Origin of the sequence: Ruegeria marisflavi (assembly GCF_025673445.1) — a bacterium.
Classification (GTDB): Bacteria; Pseudomonadota; Alphaproteobacteria; order Rhodobacterales; family Rhodobacteraceae; genus Ruegeria_B; species Ruegeria_B marisflavi.
In genome coordinates this window covers 28530-45984 of sequence record NZ_JAOVQN010000012.1, presented here as the reverse complement: position 1 = coordinate 45984, position 17455 = coordinate 28530, and the positions used below count along the sequence as shown (strand labels likewise).

The window sequence follows — 17455 nt, the reverse complement described above, 5'->3', positions numbered from 1 at the left end:
GGTTGCACTTTGGAGAGTCGCTTATGGCCCGCGTAACGGTAGAAGACTGCGTAGATAAGGTTCCGAACCGGTTCGAGTTGGTGTTGCTCGCCGCTCACCGCGCACGCGAAATCTCCGCTGGCGCGCCGATCACAATTGATCGAGACAACGACAAGAACCCTGTTGTTTCATTGCGCGAGATCGCCGACGAGACACAGAGCGCGGACAGCCTGCGGGAACGCCTGATCGAGGCTAATCAGACGCAGATTGAAGTAGATGAACCCGAAGACGACCAGATGGCGCTGCTGATGGGGGCTGAGTCGGACCGGCCTGCCGAAGACGACATGTCGGAAGAGCGTCTGCTGCGTGCCTTGATGGAGGCGCAGGGGCAGGGCTGAGAGCGCCCCGCGAAAGGATGCGGACCTGATGATTTCTGCCGACGATCTGATTGCGCTGGTCCGTAACTACAACCCTAAAACCAACGCTGAACGCATCTGCAGTGCTTATGAGTTCGGTCAAAGGATGCATGACGGTCAGTTCCGCCACTCGGGTGAACCTTATTTCACCCATCCGGTGGCCGTCGCGGCCATCTTGACCGAACAGCGGCTGGACGATGCCACGATCATCACCGCGCTGTTGCATGACACAATCGAAGATACCAAGGCCAGCTATGGTCAGGTATCCGAGTTGTTCGGCGAAGAGGTGGCGATGCTGGTCGACGGCGTGACCAAGCTGACCAACCTGCAACTTTCGTCGCGCGAGACCAAGCAGGCAGAGAACTTCCGTAAGCTGTTTATGGCCATGTCTAAGGATCTGAGAGTGATCCTGGTCAAGCTGGCCGACCGTCTTCACAACATGCGCACCATCAAGGCGATGCGCCCGGAAAAGCAGGCCGTGAAGGCGCGTGAGACCATGGATATCTATGCGCCGCTTGCTGGCCGCATGGGTATGCAGTGGATGCGCGAAGAGCTAGAGGATCTGGCCTTTCGCGTGCTCAACCCCGAGGGGCGCCAGTCGATCATCCGCCGCTTCATCACGTTGCAGCGCGAAACCGGCGATGTGATTCACCGGATTACCGGCGACATGCGGCACGAGCTGGACAAGGTCGGTATCGAGGCAGAGGTGTTCGGCCGCGCCAAGAAGCCCTATTCGATCTGGCGCAAGATGCAGGAAAAGGACCAAGGCTTCTCGCGCCTGTCCGACATCTATGGGTTCCGCATCATTACCCAGTCCGAAGAGGATTGCTACCGCACCCTTGGTGCCATTCACCAGCGCTGGCGCGCGGTGCCGGGCCGGTTCAAAGACTATATCAGCCAGCCGAAATCGAACGGTTATCGCTCGATCCACACCACCGTGTCCGGGCGTGACGGCAAGCGGGTCGAGGTGCAGATTCGGACCCGCCAGATGCATGATGTGGCTGAAACCGGCGTGGCGGCGCATTGGTCCTATCGCGATGGGGTGCGCACCCAGAACCCGTTTGCCGTCGATCCGGCGAAATGGATCGCGGGCCTGACCGAGCAATTCGATAATGAGGAAGATCACGAGGATTTCCTCGAAGCGGTCAAGCTCGAAATGTATTCCGACCAGGTGTTTTGCTTCTCGCCCAAGGGCGACGTGGTCAAGTTGCCACGCGGAGCGACACCGATCGATTATGCCTATGCCATCCACACTCGGATCGGTCACGCCTGTGTTGGCGCTAAGGTGGATGGAATCCGGGTGCCCCTTTGGACACGGTTAAAGAACGGCCAGTCGGTCGAGGTCATCACCGCCGAAGGACAGACACCGCAGGTAAGTTGGCTCGAAATCGCCGTCACCGGCAAGGCCAAGACCGCAATCCGCCGAGCCCTGCGCGAGGTGGACCGTGAGCGCTTCATCAAGCTGGGGCATGAACTGGCACGTTCTGCTTTTGAACATGTGGGGCGCAAGGCCACCGACAAGGCGCTCGACACTGCAGCCAAGCATCTCAGGCTCAAGAACCGGGACGAATTGCTGGCCCGGCTCGGATCGGCTGAGTTGACGGCACATGATGTGGTACAAGCGGTTTATCCGGAACTTGCGCCGGACCATGGTGACGCCATTCCACCACGGCGGGCCGTGATCGGCCTGGAGGCTGGGCAAAGTTTTGAACGCGCGCCCTGTTGTCAGCCATTGCCGGGCGAACGCATTGTCGGGATTACCTATCGCGGCAAAGGGGTTGTCGTGCATGCCATCGATTGCGAGAAACTGAGCGAATTCGAGGACCAGCCAGGGCGTTGGGTCGATCTTCATTGGCACTCAGGCACGCATCCGGCGGCCTACGGTGCGACGCTGGAGCTGACCATCGGCAATGACGCCGGTGTGCTGGGACGGATTTGCACATTGATTGGTGAGAAGAAGGCGAATATTTCCAACCTGGAGTTTGTTGACCGCAAGCCTGACTTTTATCGGCTGATGATCAGTGTCGAACTGCGTGATGTCGAACAACTGCACTCGCTGATGCTGACACTCGAAGCGGAAAACGATGTGGCCTCGGTCGAACGGTACAGGGAAAAAGCCAAGGCACACGCCGCGGTGAGTTAGAGGTCACAGGGTACGGAAAGGACGTCCACGCGTGGTTTTCAAGCGCCGAGATCGACGGTCTCCATTGCAGGTGCTATGGGAACTGATCTGGCCGCGTGGCGGTTGGACCCGCGCTTTTCACTACGTTAAACACAGGGTCCGCAGGCTGCCGGACAGCCCTGAACGAATCGCCCGCGGAATTGGGGCTGGCGTCTTCGCCTCTTTTACTCCGTTCTATGGCATGCATTTCGTGATCGCGGCGGTACTTGCACGGGTGATCAACGGTAACATTCTTGCAAGCCTTAGCGGAACCTTCTTCGGTAATCCGCTGACCTATGTCCCGATTGGCGTCATTTCGCTGCAAACCGGGCACTTCATTCTTGGAACGCATTTCGAGGAAGGCTCGGAGCACGGCCTGATGGGCAAGTTCGCAAGCGCGGCGGCCGATCTCAAGAACAACTCCGTTGCCCTGTTCACAGATCAAGGTGCGGATTGGCACGCCTTGAACATCTTTTTTCATGAGGTTTTCTATCCCTATATGATCGGCGGGATACTCCCCGGAATTGTGGCAGGAGCAATCTGCTACTACCTGAGCCTGCCGCTGATCCGGACGTACCAGCAGCGTCGACGCAGCAAGATCAAGGCCAAGTTCCAGGCGATCAAGAAAAAGGCCGAGGCTGCTCTGCCAAACCCCGAAAATCCCGGTTAGGGTCGGCCGCAAGCGAGTCGGAAAGGAACCATTTGTCATGTCTGCTGAATATCTGCGTCTTGGCGTGAACATCGACCATGTGGCAACCGTGCGCAACGCGCGCGGCGGTGTGTATCCGGACCCGATCCGCGCCGCCAAAATCGCCGAACAGGCGGGGGCGGACGGTATTACCGCGCATTTGCGCGAGGATCGCCGCCATATCACGGATGCCGATATCGACGGTTTGATGGCGGCGCTGAGCGTGCCGCTGAACTTCGAGATGGCCGCCACCGACGAGATGCAGAAGATCGCCCTGCGCCACAAGCCGCACGCGGTCTGCATTGTGCCCGAAAAGCGCGAGGAGCGTACCACCGAAGGTGGTCTTGAAGTCGCGCGCGAAGAGAACCGGTTGGCCCATTTCATCGCTCCACTGCGTGAGGTCGGTTGCCGTGTGTCGATCTTCATCGCCGCCGACATGAAACAGATCGAGGCCGCGCACCGGATCGGCGCGCAGGTAATCGAACTGCATACCGGCGCCTATTGCGATGCCCATGCCGAGGGCGATTTTGCCACCCGCGACCGCGAGTTGGAGACCCTACGCGAGATGTCCGCCTTCGCCCATTCGCTGGGGCTCGAGGTGCACGCGGGCCACGGGTTGACCTATGATACGGTGCAGCCGGTTGCGGCCTTTCCCGAGGTGGTGGAGCTGAATATCGGCCATTTCCTGATCGGCGAGGCGATTTTTCGCGGACTCACGCCTGCCATCGCCGAGATGCGCCGCCTGATGGACGAGGCGCGGGCATGACACCCGGGCTCGGCCTCGTTGTCCTTGCCTGGCTGGTGGCGGGGGGCAGTCCCGGTCCTGCCACCCTGACCATTGCCGGAACCGGCATGGCCGAGGGGCGCGCGGCCGCATTGGCCGTGGCGCTGGGCATCGTGGCAGGCTCGGCCAGTTGGGGGCTTGCCGCTGCGCTGGGCATGAGCGCGTTGATGCTGACCCATGTCTGGGTCGTCGAGACGGTCCGTTTTGCAGGGGCGCTTTATCTGCTTTGGCTGGCGGTGAAATCCCTGCGTGCGGGTCTGGCCCCGGCAGGCGCCAAACCCTTCAGGGCCGCAACGGGCAGCGCCCGGCGGCTGTTCCTGCGCGGCTATCTGATCCACCTGACCAATCCAAAGGCGATTCTGAGCTGGGGTGCGGTCTTTGCCATTGCGTTGCCGCCTGCTGCGTCTCTGACCAGCGTTTTCACACTGTTCGGTGTGCTCATCACCGCCTCGACCTGCCTGTTTCTGGGCTATGCGCTGCTGTTTTCGACCCGCGCCATCGGCGAAGGGTACCGCCGCCTGCGCCGCTGGTTCGAATTGAGCTTTGCGCTACTTTTTGGTGGCGCTGCGTTGAAACTGCTGACGGCACGGCTGCAATGATTTTGGGCATCGGCACCGATCTGGCGAATATCGAGCGGATCGAGCGCACGCTCGACCGATTTGGCGATCGGTTTCGAAACCGTGTCTTTACCGAGATCGAACAGCGCAAGGCCGAGCGCCGCTCTGACACTGCCGGCACCTATGCCAAGCGTTGGGCGGCGAAAGAGGCCTGCTCCAAGGCATTGGGCACGGGCCTGCGGATGGGCATCAGTTGGCGTGACATGGCGGTCACCAATTTGCGCAGCGGCCAGCCGGTCATGCACGTCACGGGCTGGGCGGCGGAACGCCTGCGCGAGATGACACCCGACGGGCACGAGGCGATCATCCACGTCACCCTGACTGACGACCACCCTTGGGCGCAGGCCTTTGTCGTTATCGAGGCGCGCCCGCGCGCCGATACAGACGGGGCAAGCTTGACTTACCCGACCCCGCCCCGCATGTAGCCCCACGAAACACCCGCTGAAACTGGAGAGCCGAATGGCCAGCAAAGCCAAGTCAGGAAATTCCTTTGTCGAGACGATCAAAACGATTGTTTACGCGCTGCTGATCGCCGGTGTCTTCCGCACCCTGTTCTTCCAGCCATTCTGGATCCCCTCGGGCTCGATGAAGGAAACACTGCTGATCGGTGATTTCCTGTTCGTCAACAAGATGGCCTATGGCTATTCCTATGCCTCGTGTCCCAGCCTGATCATCCCGCGCTTCGGTATCGACATCGACGCGGAAGACGTGTGCGGCTGGATGAAGGGCGACAATACGCGCATCCTGGGCGGCACGCCGGAACGGGGTGACGTTGTGGTGTTCCGCCATCCGGTTTCTGGACGCGATTTCATTAAGCGGCTGATCGGCCTGCCGGGCGACCGGATCCAGATCAAGGATGGCGTGCTTCACATCAATGACGTGGAGGTCAAGCTTGAGGATGGCGGGATATTCGAGGAAACGGCCGAGGCGCAGGGGCCGCAGCGGTTGCGGCCGCGGTGCGAAAACGGACCTGTGGGCGATGGCGGCATCTGCCAGAAGTCTCGTCAGATCGAAACCCTGCCGAACGGTGTAAGCCACGCGATCCTGAACATCGGCAATCAGGCGTCAGATCATACCGGTGTCTATACAGTGCCCGAAGGGTATTACTTCTTCATGGGTGACAACCGCGACAATTCCAGCGACAGCCGTTTGCCACAATCTGCGGGTGGCGTCGGGTATGTGCCTTACGAGAACCTGATCGGCCGGGCCGATCGCATCATGTTCTCCTCCGCTGGCCGCTCGATGCTGTTCTTCTGGACCTGGCGCAGTGACCGCTTCTTCAAGGGGGTTGAGTGAGACTATCAGCGGACATGTCTGCCTTTCAGGATCGGCTTGGCTATGTCTTCGCCCGGCCGGAACTGTTGGTGCGTGCATTGACGCATGGTTCGATATCCTCGTCCACACGCGCCGATAATCAGAGGTTGGAGTTTCTGGGCGACCGGGTGCTGGGGCTGGTGATGGCCTCCGCCTTGCTGGAGGCAGATAAAGACGCCAGCGAAGGCCAGCTTGCACCGCGCTTCAACGCGCTGGTGCGCAAGGAAACCTGCGCCGATGTTGCCCGGCAGGTTGATCTGGGTACAGTGCTGAAGCTCGGCCGGTCCGAGATGATGTCGGGCGGCCGACGCAAACAGGCGCTCCTGGGCGATGCGATGGAGGCCGTGATCGCTGCGATCTATCGCGACGGCGGCTTTGACGCCGCGCAAGAGGTCATACTGCGGCTCTGGGGCGCGCGTATCCATCAGGTCGAGGCCGATGCCCGGGACGCCAAGACTGCGCTTCAGGAATGGGCGCAGGCACGCGGGCAGAAACCACCCGCTTACGAACTCGTCTCCCGATCCGGACCCGATCACGCCCCGGTTTTTACCATCGTGGTGCGCCTGACAGATGGCCGGGAGGCCCGGGCAACCGCCGGTTCGAAACGCCAGGCCGAACAGTCCGCCGCACGCGCCCTGCTGGACCGGCTTGAAGGCGAGGCGGGCTGATGCTTCGCGCGGCGCTGTTTCTGCCGCTGTTGTCGCTGTCACAATGTGGGCAGGATGAAACAGTGGCTGCCTATGGCGCCGGTGGGCGGGCTTGGGTTCTGCACAGTATCGACGGTATTGATTTCCCGGCTTCCGCCACGCTTGATTTCCCCGAAGCCGGGCGTGTCGCGGGGCAGGGGCCTTGCAACGGTTACTCCGCCACGCTGGACGTCCCTTATCCCTGGTTCGAAGTCCGGGACCTTGTGGCAACACGCGCGGCCTGTCCCGATCTGGAGGCCGAAGGCACCTTCTTTGCTGCATTGATGGCGATGGAGCAGTCCGAGGTTTCGGGTAACATTCTGATCCTGCGGAACGAGGCAGGGCACGAAATGCTGTTCAACGCGGCCGACTGACGAGATCGACAAACCGGCCGCGCGCCTCGGGCAGGGGGCGGTTGCCCAGTGACGGGGCAAGCCGGTTCTCCATGAAAAATCCAGTGGTGCGCAAGGCTTCGGCAATCTCGGCATCGGGGGCCGGACCCTGCCCACGCAGACACGGGGGCAGTAGCAGCAAGCGGTCCGCCCAATCCCCCGCCGCGGCAGAACTGACTGCACGACCGGTACGTGGCGAGACATATGCGAGATCCTCCGTTGCCCCGGTCACCGCGCAAGCGCTCAGATCAAGGCCGAAGCCAAGCTCCTCCAGCAGACCCAGTTCCCAGCGCAGATAGGCCAGGGGCCAGATCTCGTCCTGTCCCAGCAGGTCGAGCAGGCGCTCGCTGTGGTGGTAAAGATTCGGATGCGGCTCCCGTTCGGGCAGGCAAAAGGACAAAAGCGCGGTCACAGTATTGAGGCCGGCCAGGGCGATCCGCCCGGACATAGCCGCCGCCGCCCGCGACCGCAGCGGTTCGACCGCGAAACTGCCGATGTGATCCTCGAGCCGCGCACGCCAGGTTACATCCAGTTGGGCGCCGGGTTGCAGGATCGGTGCGATCTTGCGGCTGGTTCCGCCCCGCACCACCCCGGTGTGTCGCCCATGTTCCTGAGTAAAGACCTCGATGATCGCCGAGGTCTCTCCGTGGCGGCGCACAGCCAGCAATATACCCTGATCGCGCCAGTCCACTTGGCCCCCCTGAACATTGCGACAGACTGACCGCAAGCGGGCGGTGGCCGCAAGACCGGTTATTCCAGTCCGTCTTCACCCAACAGGTGGCGACCCTTCCGGTCCTCTACCTCGATCACCCAAAGGTCAGGGTCAAAACCGCGTTGGCGGGCGATGGCGGCATCCACGTCTGCCTCGTCGCCAGCGGCCAGTTCGGTCCATTTCCGGAGACCGGTCATCAGGTCGTATTCCCGGTGCAGCGCGGTTGCACGCCCATCGAGCGTGTTCAGCTTGACTAGAACGGCACCGGCGGTGTTATCACCATGGGCGGTGACAAAGGCCGGGATGTCGTTGAGCCTGAGCCGGGCGAGGTAGGCGTGGACCCAGAATTCCGCTGTCAGCCTTGCCATGCGCTGCCCTTTCGACCCGAAGCCGTCAGTTGCCGTCCTTGAAATCAAGGCCCATCTCGGAATAGCGCTCGGCCTCTTCCAGCCAGTTGGGCCGCACCTTGACCTGAAGGAAGAGGTGGATCTTGCGGTCCAGGAACTCTTCCAGCTCGGCCCGCGCCGCCTGTCCCACCGCCTTGACGGTCTCGCCGCGCTTGCCCAGCACAATGCCCTTGTGCCCGTCGCGCATGACATAGATCACCTGGTCGATCCGGGCCGAGCCATCCTTGCGCTCTTCCCAATTCTCGGTCTCGACGGTCAGCTGATAGGGCAGTTCCTGATGCAGGCGCAGGGTCAGTTTCTCGCGGGTGATCTCGGCTGCGATCATCCGCATCGGCAGATCGGCGATCTGATCCTCGGGATAGAGCCAGGGGCCTTCAGGCAGTTCCGCCGCCAGCCATTTGCGCAGGTCCGCAACCCCGTGGCCGCGCTCGGCCGAAATCATGAAAGTGCGGGCAAACTCGAAACGCGCGTTCAGCGCCTCGGACAGGCCCAGCAGTTTTTCCGCGGGCACCCGGTCGATCTTGTTGATGGCCAGTGCCACGGTGCGGCCCTTGGCGATCTCGGTCAGACCTTCGAGGATGCGCTCCACCCCTTCGGTTATGCCGCGATGTGCCTCGACCATCAGAACCACGATATCGGCATCCGCCGCACCGCCCCAGGCTGCGGCGACCATGGCGCGGTCCAGTCGGCGGCGCGGCTGGAACAGGCCCGGCGTGTCGACAAAGACGATCTGCGCTTCGCCCTCCATCGCCACGCCGCGAATACGGGCGCGTGTGGTCTGTACCTTGTGCGTGACGATCGAGACTTTGGCCCCGACCATGCGGTTCAACAGGGTCGATTTGCCCGCATTGGGCTCTCCGATCAGGGCGACAAATCCGGCGCGTGTAGTCATGGGGCGGGTCCTGGTTGCAAGTCGCATCCTCTACAAGGTTTTGCCGGGTCTCGCCAGAGGCAAAAGCCATGTCAGCGACCAGAGGGCGCATTGCGGGCGGTACCGCCCCATGTCAGCCTGCGGAACAGGTCCAGCCAACCGACAGCCCGGCCTCTTTCCCAATCTTTAGAAATGAGGTGTCGCATGTTTCGTCGCGATCTGTTGTTTGGAGGCGCCGCTCTACTGGGAGCCGCCGGATTGGCGCGTCTGGGGTCCGCGATGGCCCCGCCCGGGGCGCAGGAGTTGGTCATCCAGCCTGCCACCTACCAGCTGCGCCAGCAGAGAACCGCGGGCATGGTCAGCCTGTCGCCCGACGCGCCGCCGCCGGTTCTCTATGGTCGGCAGGGGCAAGAGATGCGGTTCACTGTCCGCAACACGCTGGACGACTACACCGCGATGCATTGGCACGGGCTGCGGATCGCGAATGCGATGGACGGGGTGCCCTATCTGACCCAGATGCCGATTGGCCCGGATGAGGGGTTCGCATATGCCTTCACCCCGCCCGATGCGGGCACGTATTGGTATCACCCTCATTGCATGACGATGGAGCAGATGGCCCATGGCCTGACCGGGGTGATGGTCATCGCCGAGGCCGAAGATCCGGGGTTCGACACCGAACAGGTCATAAATCTGCGCGATTTCCGGCTGGACGCGGTGGATGCCTTCCTGCCCGACTATACAGCGCGAGGCGCGGCGCGCGGGGGCACCATGGGCAATGTCCAGACTGCCAATTGGCGACAGGGGCCGGTCTATGACCATGGCGCCGGGTCGCTGGTGCGGCTGCGGGTGGTCAATACCGATACGACCCGCATCTACAATCTATATCTCGATGGCGGCACGGCGCGGATCATCGCTTGGGATGGGCACCCGGTTACGGTCGAGGTGCCGGTGCCGCGCGCGGGCGCGCCGCTGTTGTTGGCGCCCGGTCAGCGAGTCGATCTTGCAGTGACAATGCCGGTGGAGGAGGGGCGGCAGCTTGGTCTCATGGCCGATTTGCCCGGCCGGCCTCCTAGGCTGATGGCGGGGTTGCGCGCTGTTGGCTCCGGCCCCAAGCGCGACATGGCCGAGTTGAAACCGCTGGGGCGGAATCCACTGTCCCAACCGGATCTTGAACGGGCTGAGATGCATGAGTTCGTCTTTGGCTGGACGCCAGAGGGGAACGCGCCCAATGACGGGGTCTGTGGTACGCCGGGCTACAGCTTCTGGTCGATAAATCGTATTCCCTGGCCCGGGGATGCAGCAGAAGGCACCGGTCCGCTGGCGGTGCTGGAACGCGGCAAGACCCATGTGCTGCGCTTGCGCAACGAATCGCCCAATCTGCACCCGATCCACCTGCACGGGTTGGCCTTCGTACCGCTTCGTTCCAGCCTGCGCAAATTGCCGCCGCTCTGGACCGATACGATGCTACTTTTGAAGGACGAGGTGATCGACATCGCGCTGGTGGCCGACAATCCGGGTGACTGGGCGTTCCATTGCCATGTGATCGAGCACCAGAAGACCGGGCTGACCGGGTTCCTGCGGGTGACCTGAGGCGACAAAAAAGCCCGGCACAAGGCCGGGCTTTTCAAACCATTGACGATGGATCAGCCCAGCAAGCGGCGGGCGATCACCTGGGCCTGAATCTCGGCGGCCCCTTCAAAGATGTTCAGGATGCGCGCATCGCAGAGCACACGGCTGATCTTGTATTCCAGCGCAAAGCCGTTGCCGCCATGGATCTGCAAGCCGTTGTCGGCCGCGGCCCAGGCCACGCGGGCGCCCAGCAGCTTGGCCATCCCGGCCTCAAGGTCGCAGCGGTGGCCATGGTCCTTTTCCCAGGCGCTGAAATAGGTCAGCTGGCGCGCGATCATGATCTCGACCGCCATCATCGCCAGTTTATTGGCGACACGCGGGAAGGCAATGAGTGCGCGGCCGAACTGTTTGCGGTCCTGAGCGTATTGCATGGCGATATCGAGCGCCGATTGTGCCACGCCGATGGCGCGGGCGGCGGTCTGAATACGGGCGCTTTCAAAGGTCTCCATCAGCTGTTTGAAGCCCTTGCCCTCTTCACCGCCCAGCAGGTTCTCGCCCTTAACGTGGAAACCGTCAAAGCCAAGCTCGTATTCCTTCATGCCGCGATAGCCCAGAACCTCGATCTCGCCGCCGGTCATGCCGGGGGTGGGGAAGGGCTCGGCATCGGTGCCTGGCGTCTTTTCCGCCAGGAACATGGAAAGGCCACGGTAATCGGTGGTGTTGGGATCTGTGCGCGCCAAGAGCGTCATCACATGGGTGCGCGCGGCATGGGTGATCCAGGTCTTGTTACCGGTGACCTTGTAATCTCCGTTCTCGTCCTTGATCGCACGGGTGCGCAGGCTGCCAAGGTCCGAGCCGGTGTTCGGCTCGGTAAAGACGGCGGTGGGCAGGATCTCGGCGCTGGCGATACGTGGCAGCCAGCTGGCCTTTTGTTCGTCGGTGCCGCCCGCGATGATCAGCTCGGCGGCAATCTCGGAGCGGGTACCCAGCGAGCCGACACCGATATAGCCACGGCTGAGTTCCTCGGACACCACCACCATCGAGGCCTTGGACAGACCAAAGCCGCCGAACTCCTCGGGGATGGTCAGGCCGAACACGCCCATCTCGGCCAGTTCCTCGATCACCTCCATCGGGATCAGCTCGTCCTTGAGATGCCAGTCATGGGCAAAGGGTTCGACCTTTTCCACCGCATAGCGGCGGAACTGGTCGCGAATCATCTCCAGTTCTTCGTCCAGACCGGAGGCGCCGAACATGGTGGCGCCGGCCTGTTCCTGCATCAGCTCGACCAGACGGGTGCGCGCGGCCTGGGTGTTGCCCTTGTCGCAAAGCGTCATCACCTCGGGCGCCATCAGGCCGCGGGCGTCGTCCTGGGTCAGGCCCAGATCCTGAAGCCGCACGACCTCGCCCTGGTTCATCTGGATGCCGCCATAGATCTGCCAGAGGTATTCGCCAAAGGCGATCTGATGGATCAATTGCTCGATCTCGCCGAATTTGCCCTCGGCCTGCAACGCCTCGGCCCAGCGCTGCATCTGGCGCAGCGATTGCTGATAGGTGGCCAGCCAGGACAGACCATGCGCGGCGGTCTGGTTGGCGTCGATCAGGGCCCCGGACACGCGGCCGCCTTCGCTCACCATCTCGCGCACAGAATCGCGGGCGCGTTCGAACAGCGCATCCACCGGGGCAAGCGCCGCGCCGGTCAGGCGCAGAAGGTCGGGCAATAGAACGGTTTGCGTGGTCATCGTCATCGGGTCCTGTCCGTCATGGGCCATGAATCACATCCTCTCGTGGTCCGTCCGGTCATACCATTTTGCACATGCAGCGCAACAAAAATGCGCGATTTACCCTTAAAACGTTTCAATGTTGCGTTTGAAATTTTGCAGTGCAGCGCCGGTTCAGAGTGTTATGAGGGGGTATGATGAGCATTCTCGACCTGCTTTCGTTGCAAGACTGGGTCCTTGCCGTTGTGATCGTGCTTCTGGCCGGTTGCATCAAGGGCATGGTCGGTTTTGCCATGCCGATGATCTCGATTTCGGGCCTCAGCATGGTGCTACCGCCAGACTGGGCTCTGGCAGGTTTGATCATGCCGACCCTTGTGACCAACGGTATCCAGGCCTTGCGACAGGGTACATCGGCGGCAATGGATTCCGTGAAACGCTTTCGCGTGTTCCTGATCGTGGGCTTCGTATTCCTTGTGCTGAGTGCTCAATTGGTTACCCAGGTCGCGCCGGAAACCTTCCTGCTGATGATCGCGGTTCCGGTGGTTCTGTTTGCAGGGATGCAACTGCTTGGGCTGGGCTTCACCCTGTCGCGGCAATCGCTTCCGGTGGAAGCTTGCGTGGGGGCCGTGGCCGGGGCTGTTGGCGGCATGTCCGGTGTCTGGGGGCCGCCCACGGTCGCATATCTGACCGCGTTGAACACGGAAAAGCGGGATCAGATGCGGATCCAGGGCGTCATATACGGCCTAGGTGCGCTGGGTTTGGTTGGCGCTCATCTGGTGTCCGGAATCCTGCGGGCCGAAACGTTGCTGTTTTCGTGTTTCCTGGTGGTTCCCGCGGTCTTTGGCATGTGGTTCGGAGGGATGGTCCAGGACCGGATCGACCAGGTCATGTTCCGTAAGATCACCTTGCTGGTGCTTCTGGTCGCGGGCCTCAACCTCTTGCGGCGGGCATTGGTCGGCTAGCCAATAGGCTGACAACGCCGGTGGCGGAACGCCCATCGGGTCAGGATCGCGAAATACGCTCAGTGCGCGCGATCGACCAACCGAAACAGGTAGATCAGCGCCAGCAACCCGAAGAACAGGCCGGACATATCGCCGATCAGATAGGCCACGAATTCAACCGCGCTGGTTCCGAAGGCAAGGTTGGTCAGGGCGGACATCAGGACTGATGTTAGTGCACCGACCACCAAAATGCAGATCCAGCAGGGGGATCGCCCGACAGAGGGAAACAGGTTCCAACCTGCGGCTCTCAGGGCAAAGAAGGTAACGGGGGCGACGCTCACCGCCACAACGATTGCTGCCAGTCGACTGGGCAGGAATGCGTCCCATCCCGCCACATAGGTAAATGCGGCGATCACACCAGGCAGCAAGGCGGGAATTGCCCGCCAACCCATCAACCAAGCGCTCAACACCCGTACGCCATGCGGAAGGAAAAGCAGGCTGGCGCGGCTGGGGTATTCGGGGAACAGGATGTTCTGCACCGGGATCACGATCAGAAAGGTGAACGCCACAGCAAGGAAGTACACCGAAGAGGCAATCGTGGTTTCCACTAGGAACTCTTGCATGCGACCCATACGTACCGGCACGAGGCGTTCAGAACCTGGGTTGGTTCACTACATAGCACCCTCGGTTCGCCGACGCGCATTGCGACAGGTAGCCCTTGCTGACAAGAGATCTCAGCGCCCGGAAGAATGTCGGGCGCGAGACGTCCGTCAACAGGGAATGTTCGATCAGTCCAACGGTACGGACTTGCCTATAGTCTTCGGAAAGCTCGCTTGCCGCATAGTACAGATCCCGCTCTACCGGGCTTAGATCCTGCAGCCCAAGAGACCGCTCCATGCCGTGCACGAGTTTGCGAAGTTCTGCCAATTTGGAGATTTTATACATAGAGTACCAGTTTTCAGGTTCTAAGGATGTTTCAATCTAGCCAGTCGGTTGAATACCAAGATTGCAGTTTTGCGCAACCTTTTACATTTCAATTTACTGGCTCCAACTTGGTGGTCTCATGTTGACACTCGCGGCCAAAGTCTTAGACTATTCTTAGATAGGGCTGCGATTAAGTGTGAGTGGTGGCAGCCGAAAAGCGTTTTCAAGTTCTGACGCCCGGTGCCAGAGATGGTACCGGGCTTTTCTTCAGAGGGCTTCGATCAATAGGCGTAAGGCCACGACTGTCAGCAAAATCAGTACAATCCGGTCAAAACTGCGTCGATCGACAAATCGTGCCAACCATGCCCCGATCGGCATGGCTCCGAACAGTGGCAAACACGCGACCGCGCTGATGACGAGCCTCTGTGGGGTCAGAATCCCCAATGTCCAAAGGGTCGGAAGTTGAAGCACCGACATCGACAGAAAGAAAGCCGATATGGTGGCGATGAACGCGGCGCGTTCCAACCCCAATGAACTGACGAAGGTCAACGAAAGGGGGGCCGAGATTCCCGCGGCTCCCTGTAACACACCCGAGGTCAAAGCCACCGGGCCGACAACCTTTTCGGCCGTTTTCCAGGGTAATTGCCACGACGGCCGCGCAAGACGAAACGCCACATACACAAGCGCCATTGCCGCGACGCAGCCCATCAGCAATCGCGATGGCAGGCTGGCCAGAGCCAGGCTGCCGATTGACGCACCTGCGGCGGCGGATACCATCATAGTCAGGACAAAGCGGCGCGATGGCAACTGGGCGCGATACCGCCAGAGCTGCCACAGGTTGGACAGAAAGGCCGGTAATGCGAACACCGCCACCGCGAAAGGGACGCCATAGTAGATCGACATGATGGGCACGGCGATTACCGGAGTGCCCGCACCAATCGCACCTTTCAGCAGGCCTCCCGCCGCAAAGGCCACAAAGGCCATTACCAGTCCCTCTTCCACATGAGTGCCCCTTGCCCCAAATCTGTTTTCCCGACTGAAGTGCCGCCGATCACTCGTCGGCTTTGGTCGGAAGCGCCAGGCACCTTGGCCTTGCCCTTTTTTTCTTTGGCGCTGTGCCGTTCTGCCTCGTCATCGGCATCTGGCTGAGCCTCCGACTTTTGGGCCTGGTATTCAAGGTTGATTACCAATCCCGCTTTTGTGGAGCTTCGACCTCACAACAAGCGTTCGAGTCGGTTGTCGGACATCGGGTAGTCACCGCACTTGCGCTTGCCATGCACGATTATCTGCCGAACACAGCCGGTTGAAACAGCTACGCCCTGCGGCTGCGTTCGATCATTAAAGGAAATGCTGGTGGGTGATGAGAGACTCGAACTCCCGACATCTTCGGTGTAAACGAAGCGCTCTACCAACTGAGCTAATCACCCCTTCCGAGCGGATGTAGCCAAGCCGGATCGCAGACGCAAGGGGGACTTGGCCAAAATCTGTCATTCGCAAACACCATCAGCCGCCGACGTCTTCGGGTGCGATTGCGACCGACTTGATAACGGCATGACAATCCGTTCCAACGTTCAGATCCAGCGCGGCGGCCGAGCGCCGAGTGATCCTTGCCAGCACTGTGCCTGCCTGAGTGCGGATCGACACCAATGCGCCCGGGCCCTCGCCTGAACGGATCTGCTCGACTGTCCCCGGCAGGATGTTCAGGGCGGACAAACCATCGGGTCTGGCGCGAGACAGGATGACCTCTTGTGCTGCTACGCGCAGGCGGAGCGCCGTTCCGACGGGATGCACGGTGCCGGGCAGGAACAAGCGGACCCCGTGGGCGTCCAGTTCGCAAAGACCATCCTCGTGATGGGCTACCACGGTGCCCAGCAAGACGGCACCGGCAGCGCGCGCGCCCAATGGGGTGACGGACGGGTCGCTCAGAACTTCGGCCGCCGTGCCTTGCCGGACAACCCGGCCGTCCTGCAACACCACAACAGTGGTCGCCAGACGGGCCACTTCGGCCGCGGAATGTGTGACATAGAGGATGGGGATCGCAACCTCGTCGCGCAGCCGTTCGAAATAGGGCAGGATCTCGGCCTTGCGCGCCTCGTCCAGCGCGGCCAGCGGTTCATCCGCCAGAATGGCCCGGGGCGCCGACAGCAATGCCCGACCCAATGCCACCCTTTGCCGTTCCCCCCCCGAGAGCGCGCCCGGGCGCCGTTGCAGCAGCGGGCCGATGCCCAGCATTTCGATCACGCGTGCTTCGGGTTCGGCGGCACTGCCGCGGGGGGCGAAACGTCGCCCATAGACAAGGTTCTGATGCACGCTCAGATGCGGGAACAGGCGGGCATCCTGAAACACATACCCCAGGCGGCGTCGGTGGGGCGGCAACCAGATACCCTGGCCGCTGTCCTGCAAAACCTGATCGCCCAGCGAAATGCGCCCTCTGACGGGTTTTACAAGCCCTGCGACGGCATTCACCACCGTGGTCTTGCCACTGCCTGATCGTCCGAACAGCACAGTCACACCGGGCGGCGCCGAAAACGCCACATCCAGCATCAGAGCGCCCATCGGTTGATGTATCTCGATATCCAGCTTCATTTTCCGCCCACCCGTCGGGCAGCCCAACGCGCCGCACTTTCCGACAGCAGCAGTGCCCCAAGCGCCAGTACGATCGAGATCGTGACAAGGCGCACGGCAGCGGTTTCACCGCCTGGAACCTGAAGAAAGGCGTAAATGGCCGAGGGGATGGTCTGTGTCTGGCCCGGGATGTTTGACACAAAGGTAATCGTCGCGCCGAACTCTCCCATCGCCTTGGCAAAGCCTAGGATTATCCCGGCGATCAGCCCGGGCAGGATCAGCGGCAGGGTAACGGTCACAAAAACCCAGACACGCGATGCGCCCAGGGTTGCCGCCGCTTGCTCCAGCCGGGGATCGACTGCCTCGATCGACAGGCGGATGGCGCGCACCATCAGGGGAAAACCCATGACCGCCGCCGCCAGCGCCGCGCCAGCCCAGTTGAAGGCCAGCGTCAGACCCAGGGATTGCAGCACGCTTCCCACGGACCCCGCCGGACCAAAGAGCATCAACAGTACATAACCGGTGACCACCGGCGGCATGATCAGCGGCAGATGCACCAGCCCGTTCAGCAGCGTCCGCCCGGGAAACCGCCAGCGCGCCAAGGCATGCGCGGCCAGCACCGCCAAAGGCAGTGACAGGAGCGTGGCCCAGGTGGAGACCTTCAAAGACAGGGTCACGGCCTGCCATTCCTCGGGGCCCAGCATCGCCATT

Annotated in this window: 19 protein-coding genes and 1 tRNA gene; 11 read left to right on the top strand and 9 right to left on the bottom strand. The window is 61.5% G+C overall.

Going from position 1 to position 17455, the window contains the following annotated elements; all coding sequences use genetic code 11:
- Window positions 1–23 precede the first annotated feature (23 nt).
- From rpoZ to OEZ49_RS12660, 9 genes are read left to right on the top strand one after another with little or no spacing between them, the layout of a single operon-like run.
- A complete protein-coding gene (rpoZ, locus tag OEZ49_RS12700) occupies window positions 24–377 on the top strand; it encodes a DNA-directed RNA polymerase subunit omega (protein WP_164127202.1) in 354 nt (117 codons plus the stop codon).
- 28 nt (window positions 378–405) lie between these two features.
- Complete coding sequence (locus OEZ49_RS12695) at window positions 406–2538, top strand: RelA/SpoT family protein (protein ID WP_263388661.1); 2133 nt, start codon at window positions 406–408, stop codon at window positions 2536–2538.
- A gap of 31 nt (window positions 2539–2569) precedes the next feature.
- Complete coding sequence (locus OEZ49_RS12690; protein ID WP_263388660.1) at window positions 2570–3226, top strand: DUF2062 domain-containing protein; 657 nt, start codon at window positions 2570–2572, stop codon at window positions 3224–3226.
- 37 nt (window positions 3227–3263) lie between these two features.
- Window positions 3264–4010, top strand: coding sequence for a pyridoxine 5'-phosphate synthase (locus OEZ49_RS12685; RefSeq protein WP_164127196.1), 747 nt, complete (start codon window positions 3264–3266; stop codon window positions 4008–4010).
- Window positions 4007–4627 (top strand): LysE family translocator, encoded by a 621-nt coding sequence (locus OEZ49_RS12680; protein WP_263388659.1) that lies wholly within the window; start codon window positions 4007–4009, stop codon window positions 4625–4627. The genes OEZ49_RS12685 and OEZ49_RS12680 overlap by 4 nt, the downstream gene beginning before the upstream one ends.
- Window positions 4624–5070 carry a holo-ACP synthase gene (acpS, locus tag OEZ49_RS12675; protein ID WP_263388658.1) on the top strand — a complete coding sequence of 149 codons (447 nt, stop codon included), beginning with the start codon at window positions 4624–4626 and terminating at the stop codon, window positions 5068–5070. The genes OEZ49_RS12680 and acpS overlap by 4 nt, the downstream gene beginning before the upstream one ends.
- A gap of 34 nt (window positions 5071–5104) precedes the next feature.
- Complete coding sequence (gene lepB / locus OEZ49_RS12670) at window positions 5105–5941, top strand: signal peptidase I (protein WP_263388657.1); 837 nt, start codon at window positions 5105–5107, stop codon at window positions 5939–5941.
- Window positions 5938–6627: a ribonuclease III gene (rnc, locus tag OEZ49_RS12665; protein ID WP_263388656.1), complete on the top strand. Its 690-nt coding sequence runs from the start codon at window positions 5938–5940 to the stop codon at window positions 6625–6627. Before lepB ends, rnc begins: the two co-directional genes overlap by 4 nt.
- Complete coding sequence (locus tag OEZ49_RS12660) at window positions 6627–7019, top strand: META domain-containing protein (protein ID WP_164127185.1); 393 nt, start codon at window positions 6627–6629, stop codon at window positions 7017–7019. The genes rnc and OEZ49_RS12660 overlap by 1 nt, the downstream gene beginning before the upstream one ends.
- Here the strand turns inward: OEZ49_RS12660 and recO are convergent.
- From recO to era, 3 genes are read right to left on the bottom strand one after another with little or no spacing between them, the layout of a single operon-like run.
- Window positions 7003–7728, bottom strand: a complete 726-nt coding sequence (gene recO / locus OEZ49_RS12655; RefSeq protein WP_263388655.1) for a DNA repair protein RecO — start codon at window positions 7726–7728, stop codon at window positions 7003–7005. The genes OEZ49_RS12660 and recO overlap by 17 nt on opposite strands.
- Window positions 7729–7787: 59 nt before the next feature.
- Window positions 7788–8117 carry a DUF1491 family protein gene (locus tag OEZ49_RS12650; protein ID WP_263388654.1) on the bottom strand — a complete coding sequence of 110 codons (330 nt, stop codon included), beginning with the start codon at window positions 8115–8117 and terminating at the stop codon, window positions 7788–7790.
- Between the two features lie 25 nt (window positions 8118–8142).
- Window positions 8143–9048: a GTPase Era gene (gene era / locus OEZ49_RS12645; protein ID WP_164127182.1), complete on the bottom strand. Its 906-nt coding sequence runs from the start codon at window positions 9046–9048 to the stop codon at window positions 8143–8145.
- Window positions 9049–9231: 183 nt separating this feature from the next.
- Here era and OEZ49_RS12640 point away from each other — a divergent pair, with 183 nt between their 5' ends.
- A complete protein-coding gene (locus OEZ49_RS12640; RefSeq protein WP_263388653.1) occupies window positions 9232–10617 on the top strand; it encodes a multicopper oxidase family protein in 1386 nt (461 codons plus the stop codon).
- Between the two features lie 53 nt (window positions 10618–10670).
- Here OEZ49_RS12640 and OEZ49_RS12635 read toward each other — a convergent pair whose 3' ends face one another.
- Window positions 10671–12365 carry an acyl-CoA dehydrogenase family protein gene (locus OEZ49_RS12635; protein ID WP_263388652.1) on the bottom strand — a complete coding sequence of 565 codons (1695 nt, stop codon included), beginning with the start codon at window positions 12363–12365 and terminating at the stop codon, window positions 10671–10673.
- Window positions 12366–12508: 143 nt separating this feature from the next.
- Here OEZ49_RS12635 and OEZ49_RS12630 point away from each other — a divergent pair, with 143 nt between their 5' ends.
- A complete protein-coding gene (locus OEZ49_RS12630; protein WP_397545664.1) occupies window positions 12509–13276 on the top strand; it encodes a sulfite exporter TauE/SafE family protein in 768 nt (255 codons plus the stop codon).
- A gap of 59 nt (window positions 13277–13335) precedes the next feature.
- Here OEZ49_RS12630 and OEZ49_RS12625 read toward each other — a convergent pair whose 3' ends face one another.
- From OEZ49_RS12625 to modB, 5 genes are all read right to left on the bottom strand, one after another.
- A complete protein-coding gene (locus tag OEZ49_RS12625) occupies window positions 13336–13863 on the bottom strand; it encodes a hypothetical protein (RefSeq protein WP_263388650.1) in 528 nt (175 codons plus the stop codon).
- 583 nt (window positions 13864–14446) lie between these two features.
- Window positions 14447–15181, bottom strand: a complete 735-nt coding sequence (locus OEZ49_RS12620) for a sulfite exporter TauE/SafE family protein (RefSeq protein ID WP_263388649.1) — start codon at window positions 15179–15181, stop codon at window positions 14447–14449.
- A gap of 349 nt (window positions 15182–15530) precedes the next feature.
- Window positions 15531–15606: transfer RNA gene (locus tag OEZ49_RS12615), tRNA-Val, on the bottom strand.
- Between the two features lie 76 nt (window positions 15607–15682).
- Window positions 15683–16765 carry a molybdenum ABC transporter ATP-binding protein gene (modC, locus tag OEZ49_RS12610; RefSeq protein WP_263388648.1) on the bottom strand — a complete coding sequence of 361 codons (1083 nt, stop codon included), beginning with the start codon at window positions 16763–16765 and terminating at the stop codon, window positions 15683–15685.
- Entirely contained in the window at window positions 16762–17454 is a 693-nt protein-coding gene (modB, locus tag OEZ49_RS12605) for a molybdate ABC transporter permease subunit (RefSeq protein ID WP_263388647.1), read from the bottom strand. Before modB ends, modC begins: the two co-directional genes overlap by 4 nt.
- Between the last annotated feature and the right edge of the window lies 1 nt (window position 17455).